The sequence below is a fragment of the Shewanella sp. GD03713 genome (assembly GCF_029843705.1).
GTDB lineage: Bacteria > Pseudomonadota > Gammaproteobacteria > Enterobacterales > Shewanellaceae > Shewanella.
Map to the genome: position 1 here is coordinate 3,994,724 of NZ_JAOCIW010000001.1, position 16,104 is coordinate 4,010,827.

The 16,104-nt window shown below is 50.8% G+C and carries 10 protein-coding genes; 5 read left to right on the forward strand and 5 right to left on the reverse strand.

Annotation, left to right across the window (positions count from 1 at the left end; translation table 11 throughout):
* Position 1: 1 nt before the first annotated feature.
* Together N5E87_RS17530 and N5E87_RS17535 are read right to left on the reverse strand one after the other, a co-directional pair.
* Positions 2-1,972 carry a MacB family efflux pump subunit gene (locus N5E87_RS17530; protein WP_279770113.1) on the reverse strand — a complete coding sequence of 657 codons (1,971 nt, stop codon included), beginning with the start codon at positions 1,970-1,972 and terminating at the stop codon, positions 2-4.
* A gap of 2 nt (positions 1,973-1,974) precedes the next feature.
* The gene (locus tag N5E87_RS17535) at positions 1,975-3,186 is read right to left on the reverse strand and encodes an efflux RND transporter periplasmic adaptor subunit (RefSeq protein WP_279775539.1); all 1,212 of its coding nucleotides are present in this window, start codon (positions 3,184-3,186) and stop codon (positions 1,975-1,977) included.
* Between the two features lie 351 nt (positions 3,187-3,537).
* Between N5E87_RS17535 and N5E87_RS17540 the strand changes: the two genes are divergently transcribed.
* From N5E87_RS17540 to N5E87_RS17550, 3 genes are all read left to right on the forward strand, one after another.
* Positions 3,538-4,464, forward strand: coding sequence for a PHB depolymerase family esterase (locus tag N5E87_RS17540; RefSeq protein WP_279775540.1), 927 nt, complete (start codon positions 3,538-3,540; stop codon positions 4,462-4,464).
* Between the two features lie 193 nt (positions 4,465-4,657).
* Positions 4,658-6,934, forward strand: coding sequence for a TonB-dependent receptor (locus N5E87_RS17545; RefSeq protein WP_279775541.1), 2,277 nt, complete (start codon positions 4,658-4,660; stop codon positions 6,932-6,934).
* 130 nt (positions 6,935-7,064) lie between these two features.
* Positions 7,065-7,736, forward strand: coding sequence for a response regulator transcription factor (locus tag N5E87_RS17550; RefSeq protein ID WP_279775542.1), 672 nt, complete (start codon positions 7,065-7,067; stop codon positions 7,734-7,736).
* A 100-nt stretch (positions 7,737-7,836) separates the two neighbouring features.
* On the opposite strand, the gene N5E87_RS17555 is transcribed toward N5E87_RS17550, so the two are convergent.
* Positions 7,837-11,343 carry a PAS domain-containing hybrid sensor histidine kinase/response regulator gene (locus N5E87_RS17555; protein WP_279775544.1) on the reverse strand — a complete coding sequence of 1,169 codons (3,507 nt, stop codon included), beginning with the start codon at positions 11,341-11,343 and terminating at the stop codon, positions 7,837-7,839.
* Between the two features lie 157 nt (positions 11,344-11,500).
* On the opposite strand from N5E87_RS17555, the gene N5E87_RS17560 reads away from it, so the two are divergent.
* Positions 11,501-12,676, forward strand: a complete 1,176-nt coding sequence (locus tag N5E87_RS17560) for an MFS transporter (RefSeq protein WP_089066997.1) — start codon at positions 11,501-11,503, stop codon at positions 12,674-12,676.
* A 2-nt stretch (positions 12,677-12,678) separates the two neighbouring features.
* Complete coding sequence (locus N5E87_RS17565) at positions 12,679-13,668, forward strand: alpha/beta hydrolase (RefSeq protein WP_279775545.1); 990 nt, start codon at positions 12,679-12,681, stop codon at positions 13,666-13,668.
* A gap of 119 nt (positions 13,669-13,787) precedes the next feature.
* Here the strand turns inward: N5E87_RS17565 and N5E87_RS17570 are convergent, their stop codons facing one another.
* Positions 13,788-14,243, reverse strand: coding sequence for a hypothetical protein (locus N5E87_RS17570; protein WP_279775546.1), 456 nt, complete (start codon positions 14,241-14,243; stop codon positions 13,788-13,790).
* Between the two features lie 126 nt (positions 14,244-14,369).
* Positions 14,370-16,076: an amidase gene (locus N5E87_RS17575; protein ID WP_279770123.1), complete on the reverse strand. Its 1,707-nt coding sequence runs from the start codon at positions 16,074-16,076 to the stop codon at positions 14,370-14,372.
* Positions 16,077-16,104: the final 28 nt, after the last annotated feature.

Below are 16,104 nucleotides of genomic sequence, written 5' to 3' on the forward strand. Positions count from 1 at the left end.
GTTACTCTCTAGCTAGGGCATCAACAGGGTCTAAACGCGCCGCATTACGAGCGGGCAGGAAGCCAAACAACACCCCGATTAAGGTAGAGCAGGCGAAGGCGGCAACAATAGAAGTCGTCGAATAAATCATCTGGAAACTGCCTCCCGCTTGGGCAAACACCACGCCAATCAGATAGGCCAAGGCCACCCCAAGCGCGCCGCCGCACAGACAAACCAACACGGCCTCAATTAAAAACTGCCGCAGAATATCGCTCTGGCGCGCCCCGACCGCCATGCGAACCCCAATCTCGCGGGTGCGCTCGGTCACCGACACTAGCATGATATTCATCACCCCAATGCCGCCCACTACGAGTGAAATCACCGCAATCGCCGAGATTAATAGCGTCATGGTCGCGGTAGTTTTCTCGATATTCTGGCGAATGGTATCCGTGTTAATGGTGAAGAAATCCTGGGTGCCATGGCGCATCTTCAGCAGGCTAATAATGCCCTGCTCCGCCGCATTGCTCGGCACCGACTCATCGAGCCGCACGGTAATGCCATCTAAGTATTTTTTGCCCACCATACGGCCAGAAACCGTCGTGTATGGCACCCACACATTGAGGGCATCACTATTACCAAAGGCGCTTTCCTTAGGCTGAGTGACGCCAATAATCCGCACCGGCAAATCTCCGAGGAAGATCACTTCCCCGATGGCAGAATTCATAGCGCCGCTACTGTTAGGGAACAGCTGTTTACGGGTGTTCTCGTCGATCACCGCATCTTGGGCTAACGCATTAACACTGTCATCGTCCCAAAACTGTCCTTGGGCAAGCTCATAGCCTCGAACGCGAAAGAACTCTGGCCCCACGCCATTCACAGTCGCCGTGACCGCCTTATTGCCATAACGCACAGTCGCACTCGAGCCAATGCTCGGGGTGACACTATCGACATAGGGTAAATTTTTCAGTGCGTTGGCATCGCTTGCGGTCAAAGTTCGCACCCTTGCCGAGCGCCTATCACCAAAGCCTGAGCCGGGGCGAATGTCTATGGTATTGGTGCCCATCGAACTAATGCTCTTTAAGATTTCCCGCTGCGAGCCTTCCCCCAGCGCCACTACAGACACCACGGAGGCTATACCGATAATAATCCCGAGCATAGTTAAAAAGGTGCGCAATCTATGGGTCGACATCGCCAGCAGCGCCATTTTCAGGGCTTCGGCATATCTGTCCCATGCCGCCACGCGGGTGCGTGCCTTAGTCTTGGCGGGGATCACTTCGGTCTTAGGCACAGGCGCAATATTGGAGGCGGGATTAGGCTCATCGCTGATAATCACCCCGTCCTTAATCTCGATAATACGGTCGGCATGCTGGGCCACATGCATATCGTGGGTCACGATAATGATGGTCTGGCCCTCGCGGTGCAGCTCCTGTAACAGCCGCATCATTTCTTCGCCGCTGTGACTATCTAAGGCGCCAGTCGGTTCGTCGGCGAGGATCACATCGCCGCCATTCATCAACGCCCGCGCCACACTCACCCTTTGCTGCTGGCCGCCGCTGAGCTGATTCGGCTTATGGTCGAGGCGCTCACCTAAACCCAAACGCGATAATAAGCTTTCCGCCCGCTCCCGACGCTCTAAGCGATCTTTACCCGCATACACGGCGGGCACTTCGACGTTACCCACGGCATTAAGATCGCCAAGCAAATGATATCGCTGGAAAATAAAGCCAAAATGCTCGCGCCTCAGCTTTGCCAGTTCATCCACATCCATCTGCGAGGTATCTTGGCCATCGATAAAGTACGAGCCCTTTGAGGGTTTATCTAAACAGCCCAAGATATTCATCAGGGTCGACTTACCCGAACCCGAGGCGCCGACAATCGCCACCATCTCACCACGGGCGATGGAAAGATTAATATCTTTGAGTACAGTCAGTTGTTGCTCACCCGCCTGAAAACTGCGGTAACAAGCTGAGACTTCCAGTAATGGCTTACTCACGCTTAAAACCTCATTGGTGGGCCACGGAACTTCATGGTCGAACCGTCGGCGGGCATTCCGAGCACCACTTGATCGCCTTCGTTCAGGCCAGACAGGATTTCGGCATTGATTTTGTTATTAATACCGACAGTCACATCCACATATTGCACTTGGTTATTCACCAGCACTGGCACTTGATACTGCGGCCCACGGGATTTGCGATCGCTTGCCGATGCCGCTTTATCCCGCGGTTTAGCTCGTAGCACCTGTGATGGTACTAACAACGCATCATCGGCTTTAGCGAGCACAATCGAGATCTGCGCCGTCATGCCAATACGTAGGGTACGGTCGGGGTTTTCGACATCGAATAAGCCGTGGTAGTAGATGGCGTCCGAATCGCTGGAACTCATATTACTATCGTCACCATCCATGGAGGTGGGGCCGGGTTCAATCGCCCTTAGGGTGCCGCGATAAGGATGGTTGGGACGACCAAGAATCGTAAAGTACACCGCCAGCCCCGGATGCACATTGACTATATCCGCCTCGGAGATCTGTGCCTTGACCGTCATGGTATCGAGCTGCGCCATCTCAACTATGGTTGGCGTAGTTTGATTGGCGTTAACGGTTTGGCCCACTTCAACCGCAGAGTAAACGACCGTGCCATCCATGGGCGCGGTGATCTTGGTATAACCTAAATCGATTCTGGCACTGTCGACATTAATCTCAGCCTGTTGTTTTTGCGCCTGTAACTGCTCAAGCTCAGCTTGATAAACCGTCAGCGTGGCTTCGGCGGCTTCAAAGTCTGCGCGGGAGCTGGCCTTATCGGCAAGCATTTCCTGCTGACGGGTATATTCGAGTTTTGCCTGATGAATTTGCGCCTGCTTAGCGCGGTACTGGGCATTGATACTTTTAAGGGAAGCCAGTGCATTTTGCAGGTTGTTTTGCTGGGCAAGGCTGTCGATTTGCGCGATAAGGTCGCCCTTTTTCACCTCTTGGCCAAGATCCACAGGCAGACTCTGAATTTGCCCCGAGACTTGCGCGCCCACACTTACCAACTTGGAGGCCTGCAACATGCCATTAGCGAGCACCGAGTTTTCAATGTCGCCGCGCTTAACGGGTTCAGTCACATAGCTTGGGGCCGCCTCGGGTTTATGCAGCAGAAAATAAGCGCAGCCCCCGAGGAGGACTAAGCCGCTTAAGATCAATATCAGTTTACGTTTTGAGGATTTTTTCATCTAAATCTGGGTGTCCATCAATGCCAATGGGCGCAAGCGTGTATCTTGCGGGAGGAAAAATAGTGCAGTCAGTATATAGAGTTAGCTCAGCGCAGTAGACGAAGGAAATGTCGATATCAGGTAAAGATTTGCAAATATCTGTGTAGAAGTTTGAAACAGAGATCACGGCCGTAACAATTCCCGCAAACGAGTCCTGATTCGTTTGCTATGGGTATTGCTCCCAATTTTCTTGGCATTCGCCACAACGCGCTAACGAGCGCAGAGCATCATTCGGTACTGGAACTAAAGTGCCATTGTCAGGCGCCGCAAAATTCAGCAAGTTCTCACTATCATGAACTTGGAAGCATTCCTATGCGCAAATTGACACTCATTGCCACTTGCCTCAGCGCACTGTTATTCACCCCAGCCTATGCCCAGAGTGAATATCAGGCATTTAGCGAATTTGGCGCCAATCCCGGTGAGTTAACCGCCTCCTATTTATCGCCCGAAGGCCCAAGCCAAGATGCGCTCGTAGTGCTGCTGCACGGCTGTGTGCAGGATGGCGTGGAACTGGCCAACAATAGCGGTTTAACCGCCCTTGCCCAAGAGAAAAAGTTTAGCTTACTGGTGCCACAACAGAGTTTTGAGAACAATGTAAAGCGTTGTTATAACTGGTTTTCAGCGCAGGATACTCAGGTGGATAGCGGCGAGATGCTATCGCTGAAAAACATGATAGCCAAAGCCCAATCCCAATCCGGCGCAAAACGCGTCTATGTGATTGGCCTGTCCGCCGGTGGCGCCATGGCCAGCGCCGCACTGGTTAACTATCCCGATTTATTCACCGCAGGCGCGGTGATCGCAGGCCTGCCTTACCCCTGCGCCGATAACCTGACCAAAGCCATTTCCTGCATGAAAAAGGGCCCAGCAGAGTCTGTTGAAGAACTGGTGAGTTTTGCCAAACAGGTGCACCCAAACCAACAACACTGGCCCGCCTTAACCGTGTGGACAGGGCAAAATGATGTGGTGGTGAATCCTGAAAATGCCAAACAACTCTCGGCCCAGTGGGTCGCACTGACCCAAGCGAATAAAACACCAAGAGTCGAACAATATGCCGACTATAGTGTTAGCACTTGGTCCGATACGAGTGGCAATAACCTTATTTCGTTAGTCGAAATAAATAATATGGGCCATGGCATTGCCGTTAATCCGGATATTAAAAACGGCGGCAACACGGGAGACTTTTTACTAAAAGCACCTATCAGCAGCATGCCAGAAATAATCAATCTTTGGGGAATATAGGGTTTAATAATAAATAAACCCTGAGTATCGATATTCAACGTATCGGTATAAAAAATAAAAACAATGAGTTAAAAACACATACTACTATAGTACCGATTTAAATTTTAAATAATTACTATAGAGTCAATGTGAATCAGAAAAATAGTAGTAAGTACCAACCTTTAAAAAATAAATACTACAACGGGAAATCTGTATGAAACAGAATACTATCAAAATGAGTTGCATTGCTTTAGCTATCTCATCTGCATTGGCAGCACAATATGCTGTTGCCGAGGATGAAAATAGCACCGGGGAGAAGCAAGCTACCTTAGAACGCATTGAAGTCACCGCTCGTAAGTCCATTGAGAGCCTGCAAAACGTACCCGTTGCAGTGACCTCGGTCAGTGCTGACGATTTGGCGGAAAATGGCATCAGCGTGATGACTGAAATCCAGCAATTTTCACCCAACACTACACTGCAATCCAGTCGCGGCACTAACTCTACCCTCACGGCCTTTATTCGCGGTGTCGGCCAGGAAGATCCGCTCTGGGGCTATGAGCCCGGCGTCGGTATCTATATCGATGATGTGTATATCGCCCGCCCACAAGGCGCGGTGCTCGATATCCTCGATGTGCAACGCATCGAAGTACTGCGTGGCCCACAGGGCACCCTCTATGGTAAAAATACCATCGGCGGCGCGGTCAAATACGTGACCAAGAAGATGAGCGGTGACGCAGAGTTAAACCTCAATGCCACCATCGGCAGCTACAACCAGCAAGACTACAAAATAGCAGGTCAATTACCTTTAATTGATAACAAGCTGTATATTGGCGGCGCCTTCGCAAGCTTAAATCGCGATGGTTATGGTGACTTCATTACCTCAGCATTACCTGATCAAGATACTGAAAACTATAACAAAGATGTTATGGCAGGTCGTGTGAGCTTAGAATATACGCCAACCGACGATCTGTTTATGCGCCTCAACTACGATAAAACCACAGATGAGTCGAATTCAAAGGGGGGCTACCGTATGCTCCCCAGTGTCCTGACCGATGCCCCAGTACCAGACAGCAAATACGACTCTTACACCAGTATGCCAACCTGGAACAAAGTAGAAACCGAAGGTTGGGGGCTGACCATTGAATACGGCTTGAACGATGATTGGACACTGAAATCCGTGACCTCATCCCGCGAGAGCTATTCGCCCACCAACATCGACTTTGACAACACCAGTCTGCGTATTTTGGACGTTCCAGCCATCTACGATGACGAGCAATTTAGTCAGGAATTCCAAGCTAACTACGACGGCGATAACTTGAAACTCGTCTCAGGCCTTTATTACTTTAAAGGCGATTCCTGCGGGATGTTCGATTCCATCCTGTATGAATATTACAAAGCTTACGGCGGTCTCACTCGTGAAGTTCGTGGTTGCAACAACAGTGAAAGCTATGCCGCCTACGCTCAGGGCTCTTACGACATCACTGATAAATTGTCGATGACCGCAGGTTTGCGTTATACCCGCGAAACGAAGGATGCCACTGTCTATAACGGCATCATGTTTACGACGCTTTATCCCGAAACAGGCTGGGTCCCAGGATATGTTCGCGATGAAGATGCTATCAACGCCAGTATTCCTAAGGTGTTAGATGATGAAGAAACCTGGTCGAAACTCAATCCACGATTAGGTTTAGAGTACCAACTCAGCGACGATATGATGCTCTTTACCAGCTATTCACAGGGCTTCAAGTCGGGCACCTTTAACCCAAGGGCAACGGGTCCAGAACCCGCAGTAGACCCAGAAGTCGTTGATTCCTATGAGCTGGGTATGAAGAGTGAATGGTTTGACAGGCTGCGAGTTAACGCAACCGCCTTCTACTTAGACCATAAAGACAGACAGTTCGTGACCGTATTACCCGGTGAAAATGCGTCCGATCTTAACCAACGTCTAGGCAACATTGGTAAATCGACGGCCACGGGTCTAGAACTCGAAGTGGAATACGCCGCGACTGAGTCATTAAATCTGTTCGCGACTCTGGGCTTAATCGATGCCAGCTTCGAGGAAGTAATCTCCTACGATAGCGATGGAAACCGCATCGATATCAGCGACACTTACACTATCACCAACACCCCTGATACCACAGCAAACGTTGGATTTAGCTACAATATCGACACGGATATCGGCAGCTTTGTGGCCAACGGTAATTACTACTATCGCAGCGACTATGACTTAGCCGTAGTAAATAACCTGTTGAGCCAAGACGGTTATGGCCTGCTAAACCTCGGCTTGAACTGGTACAGCAACGACGGTCACTGGCAAGCGGGTCTGCATTGGAAAAACGTTACTAACGAAGAATATCTGGTCGGTAACTACGCCTTCGTCACCCCAGATGGTAATGGCGGATATATTCCAGGTTTAGGCGGTGACAATACATTAATTGGTTATTATGGCGATCCAGAGACTATCTCTCTCACCGTTGGCTATAATTTCTAGAATATAATGTTATTGACGCATAATAATAACCGACTCCCATGAGTCGGTTATTAATTTAACGGCTTTAAATATTATCTAGCATTAATTTCCAATAGGATTAAACTGGGTTAAAAAATAAAGGGAACGGATTATGTCTCAGATAAAAGTCGCCATTGCTGATGATCATCCATTATTTCGTACAGCCTTAACGCAAGCTGTTCTCAAGAATGTGAATACAGCGGAAGTATTGGAAGCGGAAAACTTTCAAGAATTAATTACGCTCGTTGAGAATAATCCTGATATTGAACTGATCTTTCTCGATTTGCATATGCCTGGCAATGAGGGCTTTACCGGCTTAACCCTACTACAGAATCATTTTCCTGATATCGCGGTGATCATGGTGTCCTCCGATGATCAGCCCGAGATTATCCGTAAGGCCATTAACTTTGGCGCCAGTGCGTTTATCCCCAAATCCGCCAGCTTAACCCAGATCTCCACCGCGATTGCTACTGTACTCGAAGGGGAAGTCTGGCTACCGGAACACACGGATATCAATGTCGATCAGCAAACCGCTGCCGAGCATCAACGTTTAGCGAAGCAGCTAGCGCAATTAACCCCGCAGCAGTACACAGTGCTGGCCAGCATTGCCAATGGACGCTTAAACAAGCAGATCGCCTATGATCTTGATATTAAAGAGACCACGGTAAAGAAACACGTGTCGGCGATACTGGTCAAACTCGAAGTCTACAACCGCACTCAGGCGGGCTTAGTCTTCCAACAGTTGATGATAACCAGCAACGATAAACCGCAGATCAGCGCCTAACTAACCTAGGCACCAGAATTCAAACCTAAAGAAAAACAGTGGCACTAAGCCACTGTTTTTTTATCCGTATTTATTAAGCCAAACGCACGATAGTGCTGAGTTAAGACAATTGCTTAATCAATCGTTTTAAGGCGGTGGCTTTAACGGGTTTACGCACAAAACTGAACTGTGCACTGCTGGTATGTTGTCGCACGGATTCAGACGGATCTGCCGAGCAAATAATGCAGGTCGGACGCTGGCCGCTAAACACAGGATGGGTGAGTAAGCTTTGCACCAGATCGACACCGTTCTGGTCATCATCCAAGTGGTAATCGGCAATGATAAGCTTCGGCAACACCTGCTGCGTCAGTTGCTGCTCGGCACTGGCTTTATCCCGTGCAGTGAGTACATGGCAGCCCCAGCCTAACAGTAATGAGGAGATGGCCTTTAGCATTAACTCATCGTTATCTATGACTAACACGCTGATATTAAAGCTATCGTTTGCGCCTTCCTCTTCGCTGCGTAGCTTAACCACATTACTGGGTTTGATCTGGGCGAATACGCGCGGCACTTCAACACTAAAACAGGTGCCCTTACCCACCTCGGAGTGCAAGGCAATCTTAAGCCCGAGTAACTTAGCGATGCGATCGCAAATCGCCAGTCCCAGCCCAAGCCCAGGGATCTCCCGCGTTTGTTCGAGGCGCTCAAACTCGCCGAAAATCGCCTGCTGTTTATCTTGAGGAATGCCCGGGCCATTGTCCCACACTTGGATAAGCAGGCTGTGTTCGAGCCGCCTCACGCCCAGCAGCACCTTAGGCACAAAATCGGCTTGTGATAGCTTAGGCAAAGCCGCGCTGGCATTGAGCGGCAGCGGCGTTTGCCGATTCACCGCGCCTGCTGGGGAATAATGGAACGCATTGGAGAGGAAGTTTTGAATAATCCGTCGCAGCAAACGTTGGTCGCTCTGCACTAGGCAAGAGGAAAACTGATAGGAAAAATCGATGCCCTGCTCGGCAGAAAGCACTTTAAACTCATTCACTAAGGTCGAGAGTAAATCATTGAGCGCAAACTGGCTCTGCTCAGTTTTAAGGCTGCTGCTATCGAGGCGAGAGATTTCCACCAGATCGGATAACAGGCTCTCCACCACATTTAAGGAGGCTTCAATATGGGTGGCGAGATCCTTAAGTTCGGTCGACGTCACCCGCTGTTTGAGCATCTCGGTAAACAGAGTGAGTGCGTTAAAGGGCTGCATTAAATCGTGGCTCGCCGCCGCTAAGAAGCGTGTCTTACTGCTATTGGCCGCCTCGGCTTCGGCCTTGGCTTTAGCGAGTTCCCTTGTGCGGCTTTCGACCCGCTTTTCGAGGGTTTCGTTAGCCAGTTGCAGGGCTTTTTCGGCCTGAATATGGGCGGTAATGTCGGTAAAGGTACTGACAAAGCCGCCACCCGGCATGGCTTGACCACGGATCTCCAGTACCTTGCCATCGAGCATAGTGCGCTGGAAATGGTGTGGGCTGCCGCTACGCATATGGGCGAGGCGTTTTTCCACCAGCTCATGGGCCTCATCGCCCACAATAATGCCGCGCTCGATATTAAACCGCAGCAGCGTCTCTATCGGTATACCAGCTTTGACGTAATCTTTAGGATAATCAAGCAATTCAATATAGCGTTTGTTCCATGCAACTAGGCGCATATCGGCATCGACCACGCTGATCCCCTGCTCGATGTTTTCGACCCCAGATTGCAGCAGCTCGCGGTTAAACTCGAAGATCTGGTTCGCCTCATCGACTATGCTGACCACATCCTCCAGCGGCACTTGCTGGGAACGTGAGGCGGCATTCATCACCATCCGCGTCGAGGCAGATCCTAACACTCCCGATAACTTAAGACGGGTGTAGTCCACCAGCTCCTCGCGCCGTGTGGCTAATTGCAACTCCGAACCAAGTACCTTCGCCCTAGCCTGCAGGGCATCGGCTTCTTCCTTATTGATAAAGCGGTGTAATAGGCTCGCCAGATCCTCAACCGAGAGGTGCCTTTCCAGCGCCACCTGTTTGCGGTTAACAAACACATCGGCTTGGAGCACCTCCCCCACACTCTGCTCTTTCAGCAACGAAATCAGCACAAAACAACCGACGTTCGCGAGCAAACTATACAGTAGGCCGTGGCTGATATTATCCAGCCCCGTCAGGCCAAATAGCGCGGTCGGAGTTAACCACGCTATGTTAAAAAGCCCTTGGCTGACCCAAACTGCATCGGGAAAGGTCGCAGGCAGCAGCAAGGTATAGAGCCAGACTAAACTGCCCATCAACATGCCCCAAAAGGCACCTTGGGTGGTGGCGCGGCGCCAATAGAGCGCGCCCACTGCGGCGGGGAAAAACTGCGACAACAGCACAAAGGATAATAAACCGATGCTAGCCAAGTGATTCTGCTGATCGATATAACGTTCGAAGGCAAAGGCCGATAGCAGAATCGCCGCTATCGATATCCGCCGTAAATTGAGCAATATCCCCGCGAGCTGCGGCGTCTGTTGCGAGCTAAATTTCGGCAATCTCAGCAGCAGCGGAGTCAAGATCTCGGTCGAAATCATGGTGCTGAGTACAATCGCCGCCACAATGACCATGGCCGTTGCCGCCGCAAGGCCGCCAATATACACCAAGACCCCAAGCCAAGCCTGCTGATAGAAGAGTGGTAAGGTCAGCACGTAGGTGTCGGCATCAACACTGCCACCGGGAAAGCTAATCTGTCCCGCAAGCGCGATAGGCAATACAAAGGCATTAATCAGCAGCAGATACAGTGGCACCATCCAACGGGCGGCTTTTAACTCTTTGGCATGATGATTTTCAATCATCATCATGTGGAATTCCTGTGGCAGCGCATAGATAGTAATGGCGCCCAGCAGAATTTGTGACAGCACAAAATAGAGTGAATTCCCCTCAGAGCTCGGCGGTAAATGCTGACCCCGAGCGAGCAAATCACTAAAACCATCAAACACATAGAAAGTCGCGAACAACCCAACCGTGGTGAGCGCAAACAGCTTTACAATTGAGCTAAAGGCAATCGCCAGTACCAAGCCTTGATTTTGTTTACTGGCCGAAAGCTGCCGAGTACCGAATAAGATACTAAAGATAATCAACACGATAGTAACGATAAACGCCGTGCTGATCCCAGATTGAAAAGTACCAGTTAAGAGGTCGAAGCTGGTGCTTATCGCCCTCAGTTGCAGCGCGATATAGGGAATAGTGCCAAAGAGGGACACCATGGCAACGCTGGCGGCAATTTTAGGCGAGCGGTCGAAGCGGCAGGCGATAAAGTCGGCAATCGAGGTCAGGTTTTGGCTTTTGATGATCTGCAATGTGCGCATCAACATAGGCCACGCCAATACTAGGCAGATTATCGAACCTATGTAGATGGGCGCTAACCAAGCGCCCGTGGTCGCCGCTTGCCCAACCGTGCCGTAAAACGCCCACGAAGTACAACACACCCCCAAGGACAAACTGTACACCCAAGGCCGTTTACGCCATTGATCTATTGCCTGATTTTGCCCCCATTGGGCGACAATAAACAGCACAGCCAAATAGGCAATCGATATAACGCTGATCCACCAAGTATCAACAGACAACCACGCCAGCAAGATATTCCCCAATCAACCTGTATACACCCAGCCAAACTACACTAGACAAACAAATTGTTAAACACTTGATAACAGCACGGTGCACTAAGGTAGTACTTATTTATCCCCCCCCATCGGCTAACCTACGGCCAATATTGACTCGAGGTTTTAAACAACTATGCCGATAAAAATTACCCATAAATATCTCGTAGAAGGCTTGGTTTTTACCAGTTACGTCTTATTTGCAATGGCATGGGTTGGTGGCACCGCGAGTATGAATAACATCATGGCCTCGATGCATATCGAGAGTTATGCCTCCGCCAGTTTACTGAGCGGTGCAGTCACCTTAGCAAAAATTGTCGGCACCTTTGCTGCGGCCTATCTCACCCTCAAATTTGGGGTGAAGTATGCGTTTTTAGTCGCGGCGTTATTGATAGTTACGGGCATCATGACACCCTACGCCCCAAACTATGAGTTACTGCTGGTGAGCCGCTTTTTAATGGGACTGGGCGGCGCCTTTATGATTGTCTATTTCAACCCGATTGTGATGCACTGGTTCGCCCCAGAAGAACGCCCAGTGATCAATGGATTAAACGCGGTGGCCTTTAATGTGGGCACGGCTATCGTGCTTTGGGGTATGCCGAGCATCAACGCCATCAGCGGCGGTTGGCAACACAGCCTGTTGGTGTTTTCCATTGCCAGTCTGGTACTGGCGCTACTGTGGTTATTGGTGAAGTTCGAACAAGCCCCTAGCCATCAAGCCCATGCACAACAAGACGACACTCACTCATACTCCTATCTCGATGGCTTAAAAGACGGCTTTAACTGGGCCTATGCCCTCACCTACTCAGGATTATTATCCTTTTATATTTGCCTATTCACCTTTTATCCGCAGGCGGGCATCAGCCAGAGTAAGTGGGTGATTGGTTTTGGGATTGTCGGCACCATAGCGGGGATACTCTACAGCCGTAAACAGCCCCTGCGCCTGCCAATTATTCGCCTCAGCGGCCTGCTTATTTTCTTGACCGTGTTAGGGCTCTCCTTTGGCTCGGCGCCTTGGCTGCAAACCCTGTGTGCCATCGTCTTAGGCTTTTGCATCTTTTTACCCGTCACCGCTTTAGTCTCGATTCCCCACGAGCTACCTAAGATGACCAGCCAAAAAATCACCGTGATTTTTAGCCTGTTTTGGTCCATCAGCTATCTGATTTCGACCTTAGTGCTGTGGCTGTTTGGCAAGCTTGTGGATATCAACCAAGGCAGTTACTTCGCCTCGTTTGTGCTGATCACCCTGTTAAGCGCCACTGTGTTTGTTGGCAGCTATTTTCTCCCCGAAACCGGACAAGCTAAGGAGTAAGCATGCAAGTTTCCCCACGCGGTACCGCTTCAGCAAAGCTGACGGATTTTCTTGAGTTAGCGAACCAGAATATCGCCCTCGCGAAACAGCAAAATATTCAATACAGCCCACAGCTAGTGCGGGAAAACTTGAACAAACTCGCCGCCCTGATGAGTGCTAAGCCTGAGGTGAGTTATATCGCCGATAAGGCATGGCAAGTTAAGGATGCACAGCATGGCGACAGGGAGATTAGCTGCCGAGTTTATAGCCCTGCGCCCAGCACCGCGCTGCCCGTGGTATTACATTTTCACGGCGGCGGCCATATGTGCGGCAGTGTCGAGCTGTACGACCCTATCTGTCGTCACCTTGCCAGTATCGCTCAGTGTGTGGTGATCAGTGTTGAGTATCGCCTCGCGCCCGAACATCCCTATCCGGCGGGACTTGAAGACTGCGAATACGCCCTGCGCCACTATCAAAGCGTGCTGACTGAGGTGCAATACCAACAAGGTGTCAGCATTATGGGCGACAGTGCCGGTGGCGCGCTATGCACTAGCCTTAGCCAACGTAGCCTCAGCGACAGCACACTAAACATCACCAAACAGATCTTGGTGTATCCCAGCGTGGATTACACTATGGCGAGCGCTTCCTATCAGAGTAATGGTGCAGGTTTCTTGCTCGAAACCCCGAGGGTGCAATGGTACTTCGAGCAATATTTTCAAGAGATGGCTAAGGATGCCGAGCGAGTCAAACAAGCTTCCCCCTTACATGGCGAGTTCAACGCCAAACTGCCTAGCACCTTGATATTTACCGCGGGCTGCGACCCTCTGCGGGATGAAGGCATTGCCTATGCCAACGCCTTAACGGCGGCTGGCGTGCAGGTACAGCACCATCAATTTGAAGACATGATCCACGCCTATATGCTACTGCAGGATTTGGTTTCGCAAGAATGCCTTGCGACCTACCGCATGATTGCCGCGTTTTTAGCAGAGCCCGTAACCGCAGCCACTCGCTAGCTCGCCTATTCAGACTCTCTCCCTCAAAGCACCTACACCCAAGATATGCTTGTAGGTGCTTATTTTTTAAGTAGCAATTAGCGGGAAAACATCCTTAAAAATACAGCGATACCCCAAACTTACTCGCTATAAATCACACCAATTTTCCCATTTAAAAATGGCACTTGGATTAATTGTTCATTCGTCCAAGGTGTAAGGTAACCAATTGATATAGCGTTAGTTCCCAATTCACACGCACCATAGACGTACTCGTGACTAGTGTGAACCTCAATCAGCTCAGGTGTGAGAAATGACCATACTGTGGCAACATCAACCTTGAACTCAACAGGCACGATATTACATGCATGAATAAACTCGACCACTTTAGTCGCTATTTCATCGCGCAGCGCCTCGCTTGGCTCAATGAGTAGTGAGAGAGCCGTGCGTTGACTGGCCGAAGGCCCATTAACATCACCATGAATAACCAGCTGAAAGTCTCCCCCGAGGTAAGGAATTGGCAGTGAGGTTTGCCAAACTTTGGACTTACCCTTAGCTCTGAGTACACCAAAAGGCGTGAGTTCGATAGTGCGGTACATAGTTAAATGTAGAATCCTAACGCTGGAATAGGTTTGATAAATAACGCATGAGAGATTAACGCGAAAAAAACGGGATGGGTATTGTTACCCATCCCGTTTTGTATTTCTCAGTCTTACGCCTTAAGCTTATTGACTCAGCGGCGGTGTACGCGGCGGAACCATACGCTTATTACCCGTTGACTCGAACGCGCCGGCAAACTTCAGCAGATTGTTATCATCGTAGGCACGGCCCGCGAAGGTTAATCCCACTGGCATGCCAATATCGGCCATTACGCCCATAGGCACAGTCACAGTCGGCACGCCTAAATGGCGAATCGCAAGGTTACCGTTTGCGACCCAAACCCCGTTGCTCCAAGCGATATCGGCTGAGGCCGGATTCACATGGGCATCGGCGGGGCCGACATCGGCCACGGTAGGGAACAGCACGGCATCAAGCTTAAGTCCATCCATCCAGTCTTCGAGATCCAGCTTACGGGTCTTCTCTAAACCACGCAGACCATCGGGAATACTGTCGATCTGGTCATAGGATTTCAGGCCGCGTTTAGCCATGTTGACATACTCTTCCATGCCAGCCGCTAAGTCACCCTCACGGTTTGGCAAGGTGCCGAGGTCATGGGGGAATATCAAATGTCCCACCACATCTTCAAGCTTGTTGAGTTTAGGGTCGTTGTTCGCCCGCAGGAATTCATCGAACGCCCAACCCGACAGTTCCCATAATTCATCATGGAGGAATTGCGGCGTGACTATGCCACGGTTAAACACGGTCGGCGCGCCGGGGCGGTCGCCTTCACAGTTAGACACCAGCGGAAAATCGACTTCAATCACTTCCGCACCAGCGGCTTCGAGGGCTTTACGCGCCGCTTCCCATAAATCGATCACCGATTGGCGAGTATGGATGCGTTGTCCCGTTGGTCCACCGATACCCGGATTTTCGCTGGTTCCAGCGAGTTCATCTTTGTTGATGTACATGCGTGGTACGCCAAAACGCTTACCCTTCAGGGTGTCGGCGCTAGCGGCGAGTGCCAGATAGGATTCTGGGCGAACGCTAGAAGCTTTAGGGATTTGAACCCAAGGTTGCAGGCGCCAGAGATCGCCACGGGTGATTGGGTCATCGGCCACAATCACATCGAGCACTTCGAGCATATCCGCCATAGTGCGGGTATAAGGCACGACCACATCCATGGTTGGGGTTAATGGCCAGTTGCCGCGCACCGAAATCACGCCGCGAGACGGTGTATAGGCACACAAACCGTTGTTGGACGCAGGGCCACGACCACTCGACCAAGTCTCTTCGGCAAGACCGAACGCCGAGTAGCTTGCCGCGGTTCCAGTGCCCGCACCGTTGGAAGAACCCGAAGCAAAGGGCGCTGTCAGATAGTTCGCATTGTAGGGGCTTTCGGCGCGGCCATAGTGACCACGCTGCATGCCGCCATTCGCCATGGGCGGCATATTGGTTTTGCCTAAGCAAATAGCACCCGCAGCGCGTAGGCGCTCGACGGCAAAGGCATCGTACTGGGCCACTAAATCTTTAAATGCCGGGCTGCCAGACGCCGCCGTCAGTCCCTTCACTAAATAGCTGTCCTTAGCGGTGTAAGGAATACCATCGAGTGGGCTTAAGGTTTCGCCACGGGCACGGCGCGCATCGGAAGCCTCGGCTTCTTTGAGCGCATCGGGATTGTGCACCACTAACGCATTCAACTTAGTCTCAGTGGCGGGGCCATCGTAAGCCGCTACTCGAGCCAAATAGGATTTCACCAACTCAACCGCAGTCGTGCGGCCGGATTCGAGTGCTTCACGCAGCTCGGCAATGGAAACTTCAGTCACTTCAAACATCTTACGCCCTCCCGCAGAAAACCAATTG

Bases quoted from the DNA above. Each gene is read 5' to 3' on its own strand.
- N5E87_RS17570 (WP_279775546.1), bottom strand. From the start codon at position 14,243: ATGTACCGCACTATCGAACTCACGCCTTTTGGTGTACTCAGAGCTAAG.
- N5E87_RS17550 (WP_279775542.1), top strand. From the start codon at position 7,065: ATGTCTCAGATAAAAGTCGCCATTGCTGATGATCATCCATTATTTCGT.
- N5E87_RS17560 (WP_089066997.1), top strand. From the start codon at position 11,501: ATGCCGATAAAAATTACCCATAAATATCTCGTAGAAGGCTTGGTTTTT.
- N5E87_RS17565 (WP_279775545.1), top strand. From the start codon at position 12,679: ATGCAAGTTTCCCCACGCGGTACCGCTTCAGCAAAGCTGACGGATTTT.
- N5E87_RS17535 (WP_279775539.1), bottom strand. From the start codon at position 3,186: ATGAAAAAATCCTCAAAACGTAAACTGATATTGATCTTAAGCGGCTTA.
- N5E87_RS17540 (WP_279775540.1), top strand. From the start codon at position 3,538: ATGCGCAAATTGACACTCATTGCCACTTGCCTCAGCGCACTGTTATTC.
- N5E87_RS17575 (WP_279770123.1), bottom strand. From the start codon at position 16,076: ATGTTTGAAGTGACTGAAGTTTCCATTGCCGAGCTGCGTGAAGCACTC.
- N5E87_RS17545 (WP_279775541.1), top strand. From the start codon at position 4,658: ATGAAACAGAATACTATCAAAATGAGTTGCATTGCTTTAGCTATCTCA.